Raw genomic sequence first — 19,804 nt, 5'->3', positions numbered from 1 at the left:
AGGTCAGGGTTATCCATTTTAAAGCAGCCTTCACTAGGCTGCTTTTGTCGTTTGAAGAAATATAGAATTTAGATTGAGTAGGTAAAGTATGAGTTTGAAACGAATAGCTTCCCATTTTTCTATAGTAACAAGTTTGAATACCAAACTAGCATTATCGATCTTAGCGAGTGTTTTATCGTTTAATGCGATGGCCGATTATAAAGTCGAAGACAGTGAGGGTATTAAAATCCTTGAGGCTCAACCTGTTCGAGTTGCAGCGTTGAACTGGGACATTGCAGAGCAAGTTATCGAACTCGGCGTTACGCCAGTCGCAGTGCCTGATATTGCAGGTTATAGCGATTGGGTTGTTCAACCTGCGATTCCAGAAGGCGTGGCGGATATTGGTACTCGAACTGAGCCTAACTTTTCGGCGCTTAAGAAGCTAAATCCTGATGTAATTCTTATCGCTTCTCCTCAGAAAGATCTTCAGGGTCGTCTTTCTGAAATTGCGCCCGTGCTTTATTACCAAACGTACAGTGAACAACACAGCAATGCTGCGGCTGCTATCGAGAACTTTAAGAAGATAGGTCAGTTACTTGGTAAAGAAGAGCAAGCGAACAACAAACTGGCTGCAATGGATGAGCGTCTCGCGGTTTTAAAAGCCGAACTGGATAAAGCGTATCCTGGCGACAAGCCGAAAGTCACCTCATTCCGTTTTGCGAGTACTACATCGGTGTTTATCTACGGCGATAACTCGATTCCACAATATGCACTCGAAAAGCTTGGTTTTGAAAATGCGATGGAGCTTCCTGCGAGCCAATGGGGCATCAGCCAAAAACGAATGACTGAGCTTAAGAACGTAAAGAAGGGCATTGCGCTTTACTTTGAACCTTTTCCATATCAAGAAAAACTAGATCGTTCACCTGTCTGGAAGAGCATGCCTTTCGTACGCAATGGTCAATTTAGTCCAGTAGCGGCAAGTTGGAGCTACGGTGGTGCAATATCGATCTTGTATAACGCAGAAGCGATGGCGCAATCGTTGTTGACGTTAGCGGAGCAGTAATGAAATCCAGTGGTTTAATGATGGGGGCTGCGCTGTTTTGTGCTGCCCTTGTTCATTTATGGTTAGGGCAGTCTGAATTTGGCCCTATTGGTGAGTTGTTCCAGCAAGTCTCACAGATCAACGACATCTCTGAGTTCAATAGAATGGTTGATGATTCATTTGAGCTGATGGCGTTAATTTATGTCAACTTACCTCGTTTAGTGATGGCGATTTTGGTCGGAGGAACACTCGGGACTATCGGTAGCCTATTTCAACAACTGACTCAGAATCGCATGATGTCTCCTCTTACCTTAGGTACATCGTCAGGTGCTTGGCTTGGTCTGGTTATTCTGAATGTGGTCGCGCCGATGTTGGTCGCTCAATATTCAGTTTGGTTTGCGCTGATTGGAGCGCTGCTTGCGATGGGGCTGATTGTTTCGATTGTTGGAATCAAAAACATGAGCGGTTTGCCAATTGTATTGGCGGGTATGGCGGTCAACTTGTTGCTAGGGGCATTTGCGACGGCGATTATTCTGCTCAACGATCAGTACGCACAAAATTTGTTTGTGTGGGGAGCGGGTGACCTAGGACAAAATGGCTGGGAACAAGTGCTTTGGTTAATGCCTAAGCTGCTGCCGGTCTTCGCCATCTTCTTATTGGCGCCAAGAGTCCTGACTTTGCTTTCGATCGGTACTGAAGGTGCGGCAGCGCGTGGTCTTAACATCGGAACGACTTTCTTTGTATTGATGGCAGTAGGTGTGTGGTTAGTTTCAGTGTCGATTACCTCGGTGGGCGTGATTAGCTTTATTGGTCTGATTGCTCCAAATATCGCAAGGCACTTAGGTTTCTTAAAGGCGAAATCTGAACTCATCGCAAGTTGTGTATTAGGTGCGCTACTACTCTGTGTCACCGACAGCTTGGCTATTTTCTTGGCGCAGTGGTCTTTGGATATGATTCCTACAGGGACAGCGACTGCGGTGATTGGCGCACCAGCTTTGATCATTATTGCTCGAAAGCAAATGTCTGCTCAAGATCAGCTGTTTTTCTCAATGCCTAAAGGGCCGAAGTTTATTTCACCTTTGGCTTATTTCTTGTTGGGCACGATGATCTTCGGGTTGTTGGCGTTGAGTACATTGTCACAGCCTTCTTCAGATATGGGCTACTTTGTTATCCCAGATGCATTTGAGTGGTCTATTCGTTGGCCGAGAATGTTAACGGCGATATTCGCTGGTGGCGGCTTAGCGGTTGCTGGTGTGATTTTACAAAGATTGGTCTACAACCCCCTCGCGAGCCCAGATATTCTTGGTGTGTCGGCGGGTGCGGTTCTAGCTTTGATTTTCAGTAGTCTGTTTATGGGCTATTCGATTCACTCATTGAGCCCTTGGATTGCTTTCTTAGGCAGTGCGATTGCACTTTGTTTATTGCTTTTTCTTGGCAAGAAGCATCAGTTTGCTCCTTCTATTCTAATCCTGACAGGCATCTCGCTGACCGCAGTACTGGAAGCCTTGGTGCAATTCTCTTTAACGAGAGTGGGTGAGGGGAAATACACCTTATTAGCTTGGTTAGCCGGGTCTACTTACCGTGTTGAACCTGAGTCAGCCTCGATAATGGCTATCGTAATAACGGCTTGTATTGGTGTTGCTTTATTGCTGAGCCGCTGGGTGACGTTAATTGCGACTGGCCGCCAATTTGCGAGTGCAAGAGGGCTGCATATCAACATCGCCTATGTTGCATTGTTGTGCATCGTGGCGATCTTATGCTCGGTCGTGACAACCACTATGGGGCCTGTCGCTTTTGTCGGCTTATTGGCACCACATATCGCTGCTATGGTTGGCGCTCGCTTGGTTCGAGAGCAGATCATCTTGTCTTTTTGGATTGGTGCAGCACTGATGCTATTTGCCGATTGGCTAGGGCAAGTGGTGGTGTTTCCTGCACAATTAGCTGCAGGTACTTTGGTCTCGATTATCGGTGGTAGCTACTTTATCTTCCTGTTATTGAAGTCTCGAAGAACCTAGGTTTAGCGACTAACTGAAAGTTCTTGGACATCAAAGCTATCGTCAATAAAAGCTATTGGCAATAAAAGCGACTAATGAAAAGCAGTGATTGGAGTGATTCATCACTGCTTTTTTATTTGCGTCTCTTGGTTAACTCGGCGAGAAAATGAACAACACAGCTCTCGCTTCTCATACGCAAACTTTGCATATGTTAACAAGATGTATAATCTAAAGGTCTGACCACTTAGTTGAGTAGCCCACATGACCGACCTCTCTCGTATCACTTGTTCCATCGATGAAAACCAAATCGCGACCGTAGCATTGAATCGCCCAGATAAGCTGAATGCTATTGATATGGCGATGTTTCAGGATGTAATTAAGATGATCAAGGAACTCAAAAAGAATACCGAGATTCGAGCTGTGATCGTCAAGGGCAATGGTGCGGATTTTTGTTCAGGGCTGGATGTTAAGTCTTTATTGAATAGTAAAGCCGGGGCATTGAAGCTTTTATTTAAATGGTGGCCAACGTTACCGAATGCTGCGCAATACTTCTCTATTGGTTGGCGAGATATTCCATGCCCGGTGATTTTCGCGATACATGGACGCTGCTGGGGAGGAGGTCTACAACTAGTCAGCGGTGGTGATTTTAGAATTGCTAGTCCAGACGCCAACTTCTCGATATTAGAAGCGAAATGGGGTTTGATTCCTGACATGGGGGGCGCTATCGCATTTCGTGAACTGATGCGGAAGGATCATACTTTGGAAATGGCGATGACAGCTAAGGTGATTGATTGCCAAACCGCCAAAGAGTACGGCTTGGTGACAAAAATTGCTGAAGACCCTTACACTGAAGCTTATTCCTTGGCACTTGAGTGCGCGAATCGTTCGCCAGATGTCGTTGCAGCCAATAAGAAACTCTACAATAAAACTTGGTGGTCTAGCCCTGGTTTTGCCTTATTTTACGAGACTTGGTACCAAATTAAAGTCGGAGCAAGGAAGAACAGAGCGATAGCCGTGCAGCGTGAAATTCATAACGATAAACCACGGGAATACCTCCCCCGAACCTTTAAGTAGGACTTGTAAAGGAATAATCGTTATTACCTTTGTTTATGGGGCTTTGCGGTAACCTTAGAGCAATTTTATGTCTGAGGCTAAATGAGCAATCTAATGAACAAAACTTTTACTTACTCTCTAGCTGCCACCGCAATCTTTACTAGCTTAAATGCATTTGCAAGTGGCCTTTTTTTACAAGAGGCTGTTGTTGCTAACGCTGGTACTACTGGTGCTGGTGATGGTGTTTATACTCGTTCTGCTGCTGCAATGTGGACGAACCCTGCTACTATGTCTCATATGGGCGAAAGCAAGACGACCATTAATACTATGGCGTTTGATCTTGAGATGAAATATCAAGATAACCAAGATTCAAGTGGAGATGGTAAAGGCCATTCAGTGTTGCCTTCATTTGGCGCGTTTCATGCGCATCAAGTCACCGATAAATTACACCTTGGTATTGCGCTTGGCGCTGTCGGTGGCTCAAGCTTAGATTACGGCAGTGAATGGGCTGGTCATCTTTTACTTCAAGATATTACTCTTACTGCGATGCAAGTGAACCCGTCACTGAGTTATCAGCTTAATGAACAGTGGTCAGTTGGTGCGGGCGTTCAATTGAGTTGGGCTGCATTACAACAGTCATCTTCTCTTTTTACAGCTAAGCAAGATACAGACTGGGCCTACGGATATAATCTTGGTGTGATGTATACACCAACAGAAAAACTTAAGTTGGGTGCGAGCTATCGTTCTAAGCTCGAACATGAATTTAACAATGACGTAAATGTGTTTACTGGTGGGCAGCGTTCGTTGAACACTGGTATTGATGTTCCTGAACTAGTTGATGTCAGTGCAAGCTACGCATTGAATTCTCAATTAGATTTATTGGCAAGCATTCAGTTTCATCGTTGGAGCCAATGGGATAGTACGGTTTTAGACCTAGGTACAAATCAAAATGGTGGTCTCCCGATTAATCAAACTCTTGAACGAGACTGGGATGACGTTTGGAAATTTGCTGTTGGTGCTGACTATCAATTGAACTCAGACTGGCGCTTAAAAGCGGGCTTCTCTTACGAAACTTCACCACAAGACGATCCAACAATGCAGTATGTTGACCTGCCAGTAGGTGAGCAATACCGCTACTCAGTAGGCGCATCTACCTACTGGGATGATATCTTAATTGATGTGTTTTACGAGTATGCAGACTTAGGTTCAGTTGATATGGATCGATTTATGATAGACGGTTCGTTTGACGGTCGTATTCACTTCGTCGGCGTTAGCGCTACCTTCTAATGACAAAACTTAACTTACTAATTGTTGCAGCAGTAACATGGTGTTCAACGTGTGTTTTGGCTGAAGAGAAGCACCCTGATGATCCCACGAAGATCGTAACCAAAGCCGGCATTGCTTATAACGAAGAATTGAAGTTTTCGGGCTCTATTGGGCTTGATGAAGCACGCATGATAAATGCTCGTGTCAATGCAGACGGTGAAGAGTGGCGACTTGGTGGTTCTTGGCTGTTGCCATTAGGCATTGTTAACTTTAACTTTAGTCGATCTGAATACGATAATGATGCTTACAAGAATAACTACAGCATCGGTACCTTTATACCATTGAGTTATTTCGATATTGAACCTTTTGGGTGGCAAATCTTCCCGATGGCGGGATACAGCTATAACGATGGTGAAGTGGCAGTATTCGATGATGAGAATGTGGGTTCTGATTATGTACTAATGCCAAGCTCGACACATGGCGGTTATATCGGTGCCTTTGCCTTAAAAACGATAACGGACGAGTGGTCGATTATGAGTTTTGGTGGCGGTTCAATGGGTTCTGATGACTATTCTGGTTATTGGGCTGGGGTAGGTGCTAGTTATAAGTTGAGTGATGCTCAGTCGTTTAACTTCTTTAGTATTTTTGCCGAAGATGATTATGGCGAAAATAACAGTGTCGGCGCTTCTTATACCTACGAGTTTAACTAGTTTTTATCCAGCTTCTTCATAAATAAAGAGCTGAGTGTATGACCACCAGTTTAGGTGAAATTACACTCAGCACTTATTACTTCTCTATCAGCTTTTCAGCTGTTGAGTAGAGTTAACAAATAGCTTCGTAACGTTCTACATAGCTTTGCATTACAGCATTCATCGCATGAGTGATATTTGCATATTGCTCTTCTTCTAAGTTAGCGAGAGAAACACGTAACGACCACGTTGGAGCGTCAAATCCTGCGCCCGGCATTACAATTACGCCATGCTCTTCTGCAAGGCGAACCAAGAAGTCGAGCGGCTCATACGTTTCTTCTAACCAAGAGAAGAAACCATTACTATGAATTGTTTGAGCAATTTCCTTAAGATCAATCTCTACATAGTAAAACGCACCTGTTTGATCGCCCTCTGTAATGATTGGAGCTGCCAAGTTCTTCTGCATCAAAGTGTGGTAACGACGACGCACAATCTGCTTAGCTAAGCGTTTATATTCTTCACCACCTTGCATCAGAGACAACAACGAAAACATCGTCATTTGGATTTGCTGAGGCGTTGAAAGGCCCGCAGTATGATTCAGTGCCACTGCGCGGCTGTCAGCAACTAAGCGATCAATAAATTTAATCTTACTCGGTTCAAGTGAAATACCTTGGTATCTTGCCGTTAGTGTACCTCTGATTTCCTCAGGAAGATCAGCAATCATACGGTCGAAGTTGTTGTCTTCATGTACGCCAATTACCCCTAAACGCCAACCTGTTGCACCAAAGTACTTAGAGTATGAATACACTAGAATCGTATTCTTCGGAGCAAGCATCGCCAATGAAGTGAAGTTATCCGCAAAAGTGCCGTAAACGTCATCAGTCAGTAGAATAAGCTCAGGGCGACGGTTGGCGATTTCTGCGATTTTGTAGAGTGTTTCATCACTCAGTCTTACCGATGCTGGATTGCTTGGATTCACTAAGAAGAAAGCTTTCACGCTCGGATCATTGAGCTTATCTAATTCAGAATCAGGGATCTGCCAAGCAGAAGCTTCCGTTGCCATTATTTCTACTTTATTTAGCGAGTAGTCTTCAAGTTCTGGCATCTCGATATAAGGGGTGAAAATTGGCGCGCCAATCGCTATTGTATCGCCTTTGTTTAATAAACGGTTGCTCTTCAAAGTATTGAAAATATATACCATTGCTGCTGTCCCACCCTCCACAGCAAACAAGTCAAATTTTCCTGCAGGCACCGGTTGTGAGCCTGCCATCTCTTGTTCAATGTACTTACGAGCGATAAGTTCAGAGTACTTGAGCATACGGTCGGGAACTGGGTAATTGTTACCTAGGATACCAGCGACCCATTCATCAATGAGTTCATCACCATCTACTTGATATTTATCAGTAATAAACTGGAAAGCCTCAATTAGGAATTGAACCCCTTCTTGTTCTTCGTGTTTTTCACAAAATTGAAGAAAGCGCAGGCTTGCGTCTTGTTTAAGGCCCATGCCGCCAAAACCTTGGTAGCCGGAGAACGTGGCTTTTGACTCTTCAAGAGCGAACATGCCTAGTTGAAAGAAAGCTTCACGTGGTGCTGTCGCTACCCAGTTAGGGTTGCCGCGTCCAGCGTTGATCATCGTTTTTTCATGTGAATGTTGAGCTAGGTCGATCAGTGTGTTTTTTACTTCAAATGGGCTCAGTGTTTCTAGGCGTTTTTCGTCTGTGCGTTTCATAGTGTTTTCTCTTTAAATTATTTGTTGGTTATCTATTGTTTATTGGTTAGCTATTGTTTGGAGTGAATAGCTAACCTTTGATTAATGATTTCTAGGTTTAGAGGTAGGCTCTTGATTAAGCTGTTTTCTAAGAAATTTTTGTAATTAAGTTGATGATTACTGGCCCCCATAAAGTGAGGAAGATATTGGCAACCGCGTAAGTCATCGTGAAACTTGGTACTGGTGTACTGTTTTGTGTTTTTTCTAGCAGCGAAGCGAATGCTGGGTTAGCGCTGCGGCTACCCGCGACAACAGCAAGTGCTTCCACTGGGTTTTTGATTTTGAGTACGTAGTAGTTAAATAGGAACGTGAGTACTTGAGGAATCAGAGTCACCAATACACCGAGTAGTAATAGCGTTATGCCATTCTCTTTGATTGCAGTCAGTGCTGGAGCGCCTGCGTTGATACCAACAACCGCAACAAATACTGCAAGGCCAAATGTCTGCATAAAGTTGGCAGCGCCATGGTTAACGCTTCCTAAACGCGGGGTACGCATTCTTAAGTACCCAACAAGTAGGCCTGATACTAGACAACCTAAACCTGAACCAAGAGCAATATGAGAACCGCCAATGGTGAACCCAATCTCACCAATCAGATAACCAAGAACCATACCGAAAGACATCGTTACAAAGTCAGTCACGCTTGGGAGTGGGCTGTTGTAGCCGATTTTCTTGACGACTTTGGCAAGGTCTTCTTTTTGCCCCACTAACGTAATTTCGTCGCCAAGGTGTAATTCGGTTTCTGGTAGTGTTGAGATATCGTGACCCATACGAGATAGCTGAGCGATATAAACACCACGGCGAATGCGTGCGTTTGTTTCATCGTGAAGCTTACGCAGTGTGATACCTGCGAGTTTTTTGTTGGTGAGTACAATCTTTTGCTGAGTATGAATAACGTTGTTTTCTGAGTTGAATTCACCGAGTTCTATGCCAAGCGCAGTGACTCTCGGGAAGGCATGAGTAAGGCCTGTAAGATAAACCTTGTCTCCAGCCGCTAAGATAGGGTTCTTAGCGATATCTAAAGTCGATTCTGTCTCGCCTTTGGTGCGGTAAATCGTTTCAATCGTTAAGTCTGCGTCGAATGCTTCTTCAAGTTCAGCAACGCTTTTACCAATAAAGATAGAGTTTGCTGTTACTTGGTAAGCTCGTGAAGATACGCGGCTCAACGCTGAAAATTCACCCTCGTTTAACTGCTTGTTGCCAGCGCCCATTTTTTCTGCGAGTTTTTTCGCTTCTTTAGTAATGTTCCAACCCATCACCATAGGAATAAGAGACATCATTAATATTGGGCCAAGAGAACCAAAGATGTAGGTGATCGAGTAACCTACAGCCACGTTTGTCTTAAGTGTTGAAGTCACATCGGGAGCAAGGTTGAGTTGATCTATCGCGTTACCTGCCGTACCGATAATTGCTGATTGCGTTAAGCCGCCAGCTGCAAGGCCTGCCGCTAAACCCTTGTCTAATCCTGCCCACTTAGAGAGCAATACAACCGTGACTAATCCTACAAACGTCATCACGAATGAAGCGAATAAGCGTGTTAGCGATGAAAGACGGAATGATGAGAAAAACTGTGGACCACCGTTGTAACCCACCATGAATATAAATAGTGCAAAGAAGATGCTTTTTACTTCGTTGGAAATCGCGATTCCGCCAATTTGACCAAGCCCAACCGCAACCAAAAGTGAACCTGCGATTCCGCCCAATTCAAACTTACCGATTTTAATTTTACCGATTAAGTAACCGAGTCCTAATGATAGGAATAGAGCTATAAATGGATAGTCTCTTAATTGTTCAATAATAAATGACATGATAAACCTTTGATGAAATATTTTTATTTTTTATTGTTAATAATGTGATTACTTTAAATTACAGAGTGCTTTTGTTCTCTGTCGTTATTCGAACCTAAGAGATTGACTTCTTATGGTGTAGTCGTGATGATTTTTTATGAGCATGAACTTTATCTTTATGGTGCTTATCATGATGACCATCTGGATGGTGATTAACTAAATGCTTATGTCCTTCTGGCTCACCGCCATGTGGCTGACCAGAATGAGAAGGCTGATGCGCTCTATATTCTAGGTGGTCTTTATTATGTTTATGTTCGACTTCTTCTCCATATACATGTTTCATTTTTTCTTTGATGGCGACCTTAGTGTGGTGTGCTTGATTAGACATATTAATCTCAGTTAGTTGTTTAAGGGACGATGAGAATTATATCTATCGTGGAGGAATATAAATCATGTCTAAATAAAATACACATAAATATTTAAAATGATTTTTACTTGATAGTCACCTATCAAGTCATTGTATTTATAGGTTTTATTTTTATTTTATATAGATTGATTGCGATGTTATGTGAGTTTGATTTATTGATATTCCTGGCAGGTAAAATAACCGGACTTTAAAATCAAGGTGAACACATGAGTAAGTATAAAGGCGTTATCGTCGGGTCAGCATTATTTATATTATTGTCTTTTGTATTTGGCTTTCACTATGTGAAGGGCGAAATAATAAAAGAGAAATTGTCGGAGTTTAAATTACCCGCAACATCAGTAACAACAGAACAAGTAAATAAAGAAATTTGGAATGAAAGGTTGCAAGTTATTGGTAATATTCGTGCAAATCAGTCGGTAAATGTAACAAGTCAAATGTCAGGACAAGTAAAAGAAGTGCTTTTTAGTTCTGGTCAATATGTAAATAAAGGTGACATCTTAGTTCAGCTTGATGATGCGCTATTAAAGTCTAATTACAAAAGCCAACTGGCAAAAGTTGAATTGGCAAAAATTGAATTAAGAAGAAATAAAAAATTGCTTAGAAGTAATAGTGTTTCTCAGAATTCGGTAGATAAAATTTCTGCTCAATTTAACGCTGAATCAGCGAAGCTCGAATATATATCTACTCAGGTTGAATACATGAAAGTCAAAGCGCCTTTCTCTGGCAATGTTGGAATTAGAAATATTGATGTGGGTGACTTTATCAACTCAAGCACTGCGATTGTAGACCTTGAAGATAGCTCTCAACAGTATGTCGATTTTTCTATCTCTGAGCTTTATCTCCACAGTGTAAAAGTAGGCCAGGATTTGAAATTTGAATCTGACGCGATTAACGATGCTGAGTATCACGCAACGATTACTGCGATTGAACCTAGCTCAGACGCGAATACACACAACATCGAATTGCGCGCTGTAACGACTCAGCCAGTACCGCTGGAATCTGGAATGTATGTCGATGCTACGTTAACCACTTCAGATTCAAATTCGGTTATTAGTGTTCCGTCAGTAGCGATTAGCTACACCTTGTCTGGCGATACTGTGTTTGTTCTTGATACATCAACGAAACAAGTGAGTACGAATTCAGGCAGCGCAAGCTCTGCCGACAAAGATTCAAGCAGCCAAGGTTCAGAGAAAGCAGAGACACCATTTTACGAATACAAAGTGGTGCAACGCACAGTTGAAATCGGCCCTAAACAGGGTGGGTATGTCGGTATTGTTTCGGGGTTGAATGAAGGGGATGTTGTAGTGACGTCGAATCAACATCAACTCAAAAACGGTGGCTCGGTACTGGTTAATAACCAACGACCGCTTGTTACTGACACCAAGCAAACCAACTAGGATATTCCCATGACATTTACTGATGTATTTATCAAACGCCCAGTTTTAGCGACGGTATTGAGCTTGGTGCTATTGGTATTGGGTCTTAAAGCCTTTACCTCATTGCAAATACGCCAATACCCGGAGATTGAAACCGGTGTTATCACCATTACTACCAGTTACCCAGGGGCTAGTGCATCGAGTGTACAAGGCTATGTAACACAACCACTGCAGGCGGAGATCGCGCAAACAGCGGGCATTGATTACATGACATCAGACAGTGCCTTGGGTAAATCGATCATTACGGTTTATTTGAAGCTGGGTTACCCATCCGATGGCGCGTTGACGGAGATTTTATCTCTGGTGCAGCAAGTGAAGTACAAGCTGCCATCGGGTGTTTTAGACCCAAGTATTCTTAAATCGACATCTCAATCGCCGATTTTATATGTCTCTTTTTCAAGTGACACGCTGAAAACTGAACAGGTATCCGACTATGTAAGTCGAGTCGTGAAGCCGACCTTTTCAACCGTAGAGGGCGTATCCAAGGTTGATATGTTAGGCCAAGAAGACTTTGCCATGCGCATTTGGTTGAAGCCTCAAAGGCTCGCGTCTTATGGCTTGACTGCACTGGATGTGCAAAACGCGCTGCGTGCAAACAACATTGTGAGCGCCGCGGGTAAGTTACAAAACCCTTACATCGAAGTCGACATTAATGCCCACACGGATTCTAGCTCTGTAGATGACTTTAAGAACATGTCACTTAAGGCTCATGATGGTCAACTGGTGCATTTGAAAGATGTCGCGACAGTAGAATTAGGCGCGGCAAACTATGACTCGGATGTTCAGTTCAACGGTGTAACAACGGTTGCAACCGCGATCAGCAATACAGCGACATCTAACCCGTTAACAGTGGTTGAGGACATTTATGAATTACTGCCTCAGATAAAAGCGGGCTTGCCTGATGGTATTAAAGCTGACGTGGTGTACGACTCAACCAAGTTCATTGAGACATCGATTGACGAAGTAGCAAAAACGCTGATGGAAGCCGCACTGATTGTTGTGATCGTTATTTTCGCGTTCCTCGGTTCTATGCGTGCAATGTTAATCCCATTGGTGACGATTCCGTTGTCTCTAATTGGTTCGATGTTTTTCATGTTGAGCATGGGTTTCAGCATTAACTTATTGACGTTATTGGCGATGGTTCTTGCGATCTCTTTGGTGGTTGATGATGCGATTGTGGTCGTAGAAAACACTTTCCGCCACTTAGAAGACGGCACGAGTCCAATCAAGGCTGCGATTGACAGTGCGCGTGAAATTGCAGGTTCTGTCATTGCGATGACGATTACGTTGGCTGCGGTGTATGCGCCAATTGGTTTTATGGGCGGTTTGACCGGTAAGTTGTTTACTGAGTTTGCTTTCACCTTGGCAGGTTCTGTTCTGATTTCTGGTTTTATTGCACTCACACTGACACCAATGATGTGTTCAAAGCTACTCAACAAGTCGGTACTGGATGGGAAACTGGTTAAGAAGATTGATGCGGTTATTGCAGGAGTAACGGAACGTTACCGAAAGGTACTTGAACATGTACTTAACAACCGTGTTTACATTTGGCCTTTGATCGGCACCTTGTTAGTCAGCTTAGTGTTCATGTTTATGAATACCGCATCAGAGCTAGCACCAGAAGAAGATCAAGGTGTAATGATTGTTATGGGACAAGGGCCAGCACAAGCCAATACCGATTATATTCGTCACTTTACTCCAGCGTTGGTCGATGCCATTGCTAAAAATGATGAAGTAGAAATGACCATGTTGGATAACGGTTATATGCACAACAACGCTTTCTTTGGCCTGGGCGTATTGAAAGATTGGGATTCTCGCGAAGCGACAGCGAAAGAAGTGATGCAACGTTTCGAAAAAGAGAGTTCCGTATTACCAGGTTTGCAGGTGTACACCTTCTCGCCACCCGATTTACCAGGTACACCGCAAGGCTTGCCATTCCAAATGGTATTGAAGACGCCAACAGGCTCGTATCAGGATCTGTATCAGTACGCTGAAAAGTTGAAAGAATACGCACAGAAGAGCGGTAAGTTTATCTATGTGCAGAACGATCTTAACTTCAATAAACCGCAGGTTGAGATCCAAATTGACCGTGATAAAGCGGCGCAAATGAACGTGAGTGCGCAAGACATCGGTACCGTGTTATCTCGCTTTATTAGTGAAGGCTTCGTGAACTACTTTTCGATGGATCAACGCAGCTATCAGGTTATCACGCAAGTGCCGAACGAGAACCGTAACTCTTGGGATGATTTGAAGAATTACCATGTGCGTTCGAATACGGGTGAAATGGTTCCACTGGCGTCTTTAATCGAGATTAGCCAATCGGTACAACCTTCGAAAGTGGATCAGTTCCAACAGCTAAACAGTGCCATGATTGAAGCGAAAATGATGCCGGGAATTAGTATTGGTGAAGCTTACCAAGTGATGGAAGAGGGTGCAGCGCAGATATTGCCTAAGTCTTACAGCACGGATACATCAGGCCAGTTACGTCAGTTCTTGCAAGAAGGTTCGTCATTAGTAACGACGTTCTTCCTAGCCTTGGTGATTATCTACTTGGTACTGGCAGCGCAGTTCGAAAGCCTGCGAGATCCGTTAGTGGTACTAACCAGTGTTCCATTGTCGATCTTTGGTGCCTTAATGCCACTGTATTTGGGCATTGATACGCTCAACATATACACCGAAGTTGGATTGGTAACCTTAATCGGACTGATCAGTAAACACGGCATCTTGATTGTTGAGTTCGCCAACCAGATGCAACAAGAGCTGAAATGCAGCCGTCGTGAAGCGGCAATCCGTTCAGCTACTGTACGAATGCGCCCTGTATTGATGACAACCGCTGCCATGGTAGTTGGTGTTGTACCGCTATTGATTGCAAGCGGAGCAGGGGCACAAAGTCGCTTCTCGATTGGCTTGGTGATTACTGTTGGTATGTCGATCGGCACGTTGTTTACGTTGTTTGTCGTACCAACCGTTTACACCTACTTAGCGGCGGACCATACGGGTCAGGAGAAAGAAGCTTAATCAGCGCGAAAATTTCGACATCACGAAAAGCGAATCAGTACAAACAATTAACTAACACGAAAACTTAATCTACACGAATCCCAAATTATGAGCCTGACCGCTTGGGGATTCGTGCACTCAAAATTCAGGAAATTAGAGATTCACATGAAATTACATTATCTATTGCCATTAGCCGTTTTATTCACTGCAGGTTGTTCAAGCAACATGCCAAATAAGCAAGAAATCCAAAGTGTCGACTCAAATCATTATTTCATCGATAGTCAGTTTGATGACGACATGGCAGGGGTGTCGTGGATAGTAAAAGACAGCAGCGTACTTCACTTTAATGAGTTTGAATTTACAACCGTTGGCATAAAAAGTTCCGGCATTGACCAGCGAGTATCAAAGAAGGTTCAGTCTCAATTTAAAACACAGCTCCACAAGAAAATGGAAGAGAAGTTAGCTGAAAAATTACAGGGCTATTCGAACGTTATCTTGGAGAATAAGGAGCTTGATATTAGCGTGACGTTATATGACATCAACGATATTCCCGAAGATATGCGTGTAACTGAGTTTATCCCAGTAGGTTCAGTGATCGGTGCCATAAAATATGCGGCAGGTACTCGTGACCGTTCGATTCGTATATTGGCAAGCGTGGACCTGAAAGATCATGATTCATCTCGACTCATCGGCCGCCGTATCTTCGTGGTGAACGATAATGGCGTACTTGAGAACGATAAATCAGAAATCACTATTGATATGCTAGATAAAAACGTTGAGCAAATTACTCAGCAAGCTGTTGATTTTGCTTTTGAAGCAACCTACTTAAATAAGAAGCAAGGTTAAGCTCGTGTACGGCGACAATGAAGCGATCATCAATAAAAGCGGTAGTCATAAAATCTACCGTCAGCTTGCTCTGTTAATGCTTGGCAGCGGTTTAAGCGCGTCTGCATTTGCGAGTGAGAGCAGCTACGAACAATGTATTCTGAATTCACTAGCGAGCGCGAAAAACCAGCAAAGTGTTGAGTGGCTCAAGCAACAGTGTAGTTACGCAGTCGCTGATTCAGAAGGTGAAACTAAGGCAAAGACTAAGACTGCGACTAAGGAAAGTGAGAACAGCACAAAAGTTCGAACTACTGAACTGTCACCTGAACAAAAAATTTCGCGCTTGAAATTGGAATACACGACGGAAGACAACCCATTTGTGATTACGCCTTACCGCTTGAACTATATTTTGCCAGTCACTCATATGACAAACGTAAATACACAACCTTATGGCGATGAGCGATTCGGCGGTAAAGCGGATGATCTTAGTGACGAAGAGATAAAGCTGCAAATAAGTTTGAAGATCCCCGTGGTCGACGATGGTGTGTTCAATCAAGAGGATAAAATCTATTTTGGTTTCACGCTGAAGTCTTTTTGGCAGGCGTATTCTTCAGATATCTCGGCACCGTTTAGAGAGACAAACTATCGCCCTGAAGTGTTCTATGAGACACCTTTGAACATAGAATCGGCTGACGGCGTGTGGTTTTCTCGTTTAGGGCTTGAACATTTATCGAATGGTCGAACTGCCGAACTAAGTCGCAGTTGGAACCGCGTTTATGCTGGATTGGGCTATATGGAAGATGACTTCGCGGTGTACTTTCAGCCTTGGTATCGCATACCTGAGTCGAGCAGCAGTGACGACAACCCCGACATCCAAGATTATCTAGGGCATTACGAATTGTCGGGTGCTTATAAGTGGGATGATTTTGAAGTGTCGGCAGTCGGACGTTATAACTTCCAAACGGGTTATGGAGGTGTCCAAACCTCATTGAGTTTCCCACTCTATGGACGACTTAACGGCTATGTTCAGTACTACAAAGGTTATGGGGAGAGCTTGATCGATTATGACTATAACAGCGAACGAATTGGCGTCGGTATTTTGCTAACAAACGCTTTGTAAGGCTTATGTCTAGATACACGAGTTGACAACAAATTACACCTATAGTTGCTGTTACCCGAACAGGATAAGTCGAGCGTTTCAGTTAGGTTTTCAATTCATTAGGAGAGATCGATGGGTTTGTATTTGGCTCTCTCAATTGAAAATAATATTGAGACTTATTATCATTTATTGATCTTAATAAAAGAATCGTTTAGCTTGCCCAGTTAATATCACTAAGAACATGATTTTATGAGGTAGTTATGAAGACAGTCGTTGTATGGGGAGCGGGCAGTGGTTTGGGTGCTGCAATGGTCGAGCACTTTCATCAGCAAGGTTTTGAAGTGATTGCGATTGCTAGAAACCCAGAAAAGAACCCGCGCTTGGCAATTCTTGGCGTAACTTCACTTAGCTGCGATGCGACCAACAAACAACAAGTGGAGAAGACGGTTGCTGAGTTACCGAAATCGGCATTGGTTGTTTCAAGCATGGGCAGTTTTAGAGCGGATGTTCCGGTTGACTACATAGGGCACCGACATGTAATTGATGCTTTGGAAAATAATGATATTGCGCGGTTCGTGCTTGTTACTTCATTAGGTTGTGGTGATTCATGGCAGTACCTATCAGAACGATCAAGAAAAGGGTTTGGCGCAGCGGTTCGAGAAAAATCTTTGGCTGAAGCTTGGTTAACATCGAGCTCTCTGGATTACACTATTTTACGCCCTGGCGGCTTGCTAGATGGTGAGGTGACGGGTAACGGTGAACTTTCCCAACAGGTAGAGGTTCATGGTGTGATTTACAGACAAGAGGTCGCACGTCTTATCGAAACTTTATTGGCGAACGAAGCGAGTATCGGACAGGTGTATCAGTGTGTCGATCCGACGGCTAAATATGGGTAATGCCTTTATAGCGTTGTCCTGAAATATCCCCACCTAGTTATAAACTAGTAAAGCCGTTTAGCGAGACTGAACGGCTTTTTGTTTTCTGTCCTGAATTGTCTCTCTATTTCCTCTCTTTTTGGGTAATCGTTGTTTATTTCTTATGTGAGAGTGCCGCTCTCTTAATCTAGATTAAGTTTTACCTGCCATATTCTCTGTACTATCCGCGTCAATCAGTGCCCATGCTAGATGGGTCGCTTGCACGATTTTTATGAGGATTAGATTTGAGTACTTTGTTTACAGAAACCCACATTGGCAAGATGACACTAAAGAACCGCTTCATGAGAAGTGCGACGTGGGAAAATATGGCGACAGAAGATGGCCATATGACAGATAAACTTTACGCTATCTATGAAGAGTTGGCTCAAGGTGAGGTTGGCTTGATCGTCACGGGTTACGCGAACATCGTTGAAGAAGAAAAGCCTAACGCGGGCATGATGGGCATGTATAACGACTCGTTTATCGAGGAATACAAAAAGCTGACTCAACTGGTTCATAACAACGATTCTAAAATCGTGATGCAATTGGCTTATGGTGGCACGAAAACCACGCATGATCTTGGCGAACGAGTGATCTACGCACCAAGTGAGGTTCCAGAAAAAGGCACTCAAACACTAGGCAAAGCGATGACCAAAGACGAGATCGACTACATTGTTGATGCGTTTGCTCAAGCGTCTTTGAGAGCACAAAAATCAGGCTTTGATGGCGTTGAAATTCATGCTGCTCACACTTACCTGATTAATCAGTTCTTAAGCCCTTACTACAACCAACGTGAAGATGAGTACGGCGGTAGTTTAGAAAACCGCATGAGATTCTTGCTAGAGATCTATATCGCGACGCGTAAGTTGGTGGGAGATGATTTCCCTATCTTGGTTAAGCTTACAGCTTCGGAGTTTTTTGAAGGTGGCGTGACCTTCGACGAAACGCGCTTAGTTTGTAAAAAGCTTGAACAAGTGGGCGTTGATGGCATTGTCGTGTCAGGTAATATTCATGGCAAAGCAGACACTATGATTGGTGAGTCGCACGATGGTTTTACCATTCAAGCTGAAGGTTACTTCCATGAGTATGGTCACGCGATCAGCCAAGACGTTAATATCCCAGTGATCACGGTTGGCGGCCTAACGGATTTTGATGCTATCGAAGCGATTGCAAACAACACGGGCATTGAGTACTTCGCGCTTTCAAGACCGCTGCTTTCTGAACCCCATTTAGTTAAGCGTTGGAAGGAAGGGGATAGAAGCCCTGTTGAATGCGAACGATGCTCTAAATGTCGTACTAAGCGCGGTAACTTTTGTGTGGTGAATAAAGACAGAAAAGCACAGCTTGCTCGCATGTAGTCGCTGACCCTAGCTCCAAGCGAGCTCCGAAGTTTATAGCAGAGTCTAAGTTTGAGCCTGTGTAATCGCGCAGGCTCTTGTTCATTCCGTATTCCACGAAACGAAATTTGAAACCTTATTAATCACATCTTCCTGTCAAATTGGTGCGACTAAACAGATACACTACGCCTGTAAATTATCCAACCAAGTTATCGATAAAAACTGAGCAAACTTTGAAACTACTTCCTCTTGTTAAGCAACCTCGAATCCACTGACGTCTCTTTAGTTTTAGCGACATTGCTATGATTTAAGCGTGATACTCACTATTCATCCCAGTGAACCCTGTGTTTATAGGGCGTTAGTTTGTGCACCTTGGATTTGCATCGTCGAACATTTTGATAGTTAACGAATAAAACTAAATAGATCATTCAGAGGTAAAAATGCAAAAGAAGCATTGGTCCAAATTCGAGTTGTTGCATGAAGTCGTAACCAACCCCAATATTCATGTAAAAGGTCAACACAGTTATTACAGCGATTGCTGGGATAACGGTTTTGAACAATCGGTAGTGCGTTATTTACACGGCGACGAAGTCAGCCGCCAGTGGGAGCCTCGATGGGAAATCGACGAACTCTATATTGGTGATTATGTCTGTATTGGCGCAGAGGTCGTGATTTTGATGGGTGGCAACCATACCCACAGAGTTGATTGGTTTTCACTGTATCCATTTATGGATGTCATCGACGACGCCTACATTGACAAAGGCGATACTCACATTGACGATGGGGTGTGGTTAGGCATGAGAGCGATGGTGATGCCCGGTGTGACGATTGGCGAATGCGCTGTAGTTGCAGCGAATAGTGTGGTGACTAAAGACGTCGCTCCATACAGCATTGTCGGTTGTTCACCAGCTAAAGTCGTCAAATACCGCTTTGATGAGTCTGTTATTGACGAGCTCATTTCATTCAAAATATACGAGTGGCCCTCAGATAAATTTGAAGCGCTGAAACCGTATTTATGTAACTCAGACTTTTCAAAGTTAAAGCAGGCGATTGAGGATTATGACAACAGATTGTAGAGCACGAATAGAACGGAAGATTTGTGTAAGAAGATCTGCGTCATAGTTATATTGAAAAACACGTTAAATCAGTCCGTTACCTTGCAATACTCAACATGGTGTACCAATCTTAT

General features: G+C 43.5%; 15 protein-coding genes. 12 read left to right on the top strand and 3 right to left on the bottom strand.

Going from position 1 to position 19,804, the window contains the following annotated elements; all coding sequences use genetic code 11:
• Positions 1-88: 88 nt before the first annotated feature.
• The 5 genes from AACW75_RS06855 (at position 89) to AACW75_RS06835 (ending at position 6,044) form a co-directional block, all read left to right on the top strand.
• On the top strand, positions 89-1,042 hold the full coding sequence (locus AACW75_RS06855) for an iron-siderophore ABC transporter substrate-binding protein (protein ID WP_145570660.1): 954 nt from the start codon (positions 89-91) through the stop codon (positions 1,040-1,042).
• Positions 1,042-3,036, top strand: a complete 1,995-nt coding sequence (gene fhuB, locus AACW75_RS06850) for a Fe(3+)-hydroxamate ABC transporter permease FhuB (RefSeq protein ID WP_145570662.1) — start codon at positions 1,042-1,044, stop codon at positions 3,034-3,036. Before AACW75_RS06855 ends, fhuB begins: the two co-directional genes overlap by 1 nt.
• A gap of 240 nt (positions 3,037-3,276) precedes the next feature.
• Positions 3,277-4,089, top strand: coding sequence for a crotonase/enoyl-CoA hydratase family protein (locus tag AACW75_RS06845; RefSeq protein ID WP_145570663.1), 813 nt, complete (start codon positions 3,277-3,279; stop codon positions 4,087-4,089).
• Positions 4,090-4,182: 93 nt separating this feature from the next.
• A complete protein-coding gene (locus AACW75_RS06840; protein WP_145570667.1) occupies positions 4,183-5,355 on the top strand; it encodes an OmpP1/FadL family transporter in 1,173 nt (390 codons plus the stop codon).
• A complete protein-coding gene (locus AACW75_RS06835) occupies positions 5,355-6,044 on the top strand; it encodes a hypothetical protein (protein ID WP_145570669.1) in 690 nt (229 codons plus the stop codon). The genes AACW75_RS06840 and AACW75_RS06835 overlap by 1 nt, the downstream gene beginning before the upstream one ends.
• A gap of 112 nt (positions 6,045-6,156) precedes the next feature.
• Here AACW75_RS06835 and AACW75_RS06830 read toward each other — a convergent pair whose 3' ends face one another.
• The 3 genes from AACW75_RS06830 to AACW75_RS06820 all read right to left on the bottom strand — a co-directional run bounded on the left by AACW75_RS06830 (position 6,157) and on the right by AACW75_RS06820 (position 9,968).
• A complete protein-coding gene (locus AACW75_RS06830; protein ID WP_145570671.1) occupies positions 6,157-7,755 on the bottom strand; it encodes a bifunctional aspartate transaminase/aspartate 4-decarboxylase in 1,599 nt (532 codons plus the stop codon).
• Between the two features lie 127 nt (positions 7,756-7,882).
• Complete coding sequence (gene aspT, locus AACW75_RS06825) at positions 7,883-9,601, bottom strand: aspartate-alanine antiporter (protein ID WP_145570673.1); 1,719 nt, start codon at positions 9,599-9,601, stop codon at positions 7,883-7,885.
• 94 nt (positions 9,602-9,695) lie between these two features.
• Positions 9,696-9,968: a hypothetical protein gene (locus AACW75_RS06820; protein ID WP_145570675.1), complete on the bottom strand. Its 273-nt coding sequence runs from the start codon at positions 9,966-9,968 to the stop codon at positions 9,696-9,698.
• Positions 9,969-10,213: 245 nt separating this feature from the next.
• On the opposite strand from AACW75_RS06820, the gene AACW75_RS06815 reads away from it, so the two are divergent.
• The 7 genes from AACW75_RS06815 (at position 10,214) to AACW75_RS06785 (ending at position 19,691) form a co-directional block, all read left to right on the top strand.
• Positions 10,214-11,404 carry an efflux RND transporter periplasmic adaptor subunit gene (locus AACW75_RS06815; protein ID WP_145570677.1) on the top strand — a complete coding sequence of 397 codons (1,191 nt, stop codon included), beginning with the start codon at positions 10,214-10,216 and terminating at the stop codon, positions 11,402-11,404.
• 9 nt (positions 11,405-11,413) lie between these two features.
• Positions 11,414-14,461: an efflux RND transporter permease subunit gene (locus AACW75_RS06810; protein WP_145570679.1), complete on the top strand. Its 3,048-nt coding sequence runs from the start codon at positions 11,414-11,416 to the stop codon at positions 14,459-14,461.
• Between the two features lie 144 nt (positions 14,462-14,605).
• Positions 14,606-15,286, top strand: a complete 681-nt coding sequence (locus tag AACW75_RS06805; protein WP_145570681.1) for a DUF3313 family protein — start codon at positions 14,606-14,608, stop codon at positions 15,284-15,286.
• 76 nt (positions 15,287-15,362) lie between these two features.
• A complete protein-coding gene (locus tag AACW75_RS06800) occupies positions 15,363-16,385 on the top strand; it encodes a phospholipase A (RefSeq protein ID WP_237297694.1) in 1,023 nt (340 codons plus the stop codon).
• Between the two features lie 239 nt (positions 16,386-16,624).
• The gene (locus AACW75_RS06795; protein ID WP_145570685.1) at positions 16,625-17,260 is read left to right on the top strand and encodes an SDR family NAD(P)-dependent oxidoreductase; all 636 of its coding nucleotides are present in this window, start codon (positions 16,625-16,627) and stop codon (positions 17,258-17,260) included.
• A 263-nt stretch (positions 17,261-17,523) separates the two neighbouring features.
• Positions 17,524-18,636, top strand: coding sequence for an NADH:flavin oxidoreductase (locus AACW75_RS06790; RefSeq protein ID WP_145570687.1), 1,113 nt, complete (start codon positions 17,524-17,526; stop codon positions 18,634-18,636).
• A 419-nt stretch (positions 18,637-19,055) separates the two neighbouring features.
• Positions 19,056-19,691, top strand: coding sequence for a CatB-related O-acetyltransferase (locus AACW75_RS06785; RefSeq protein ID WP_145570689.1), 636 nt, complete (start codon positions 19,056-19,058; stop codon positions 19,689-19,691).
• Positions 19,692-19,804: the final 113 nt, after the last annotated feature.

Origin of the sequence: Vibrio sp. L3-7 (assembly GCF_963898195.1) — a bacterium.
GTDB classification, from domain to species: domain Bacteria; phylum Pseudomonadota; class Gammaproteobacteria; order Enterobacterales; family Vibrionaceae; genus Vibrio; species Vibrio echinoideorum.
This window is presented reverse-complemented; position numbering and strand designations above follow the sequence as displayed.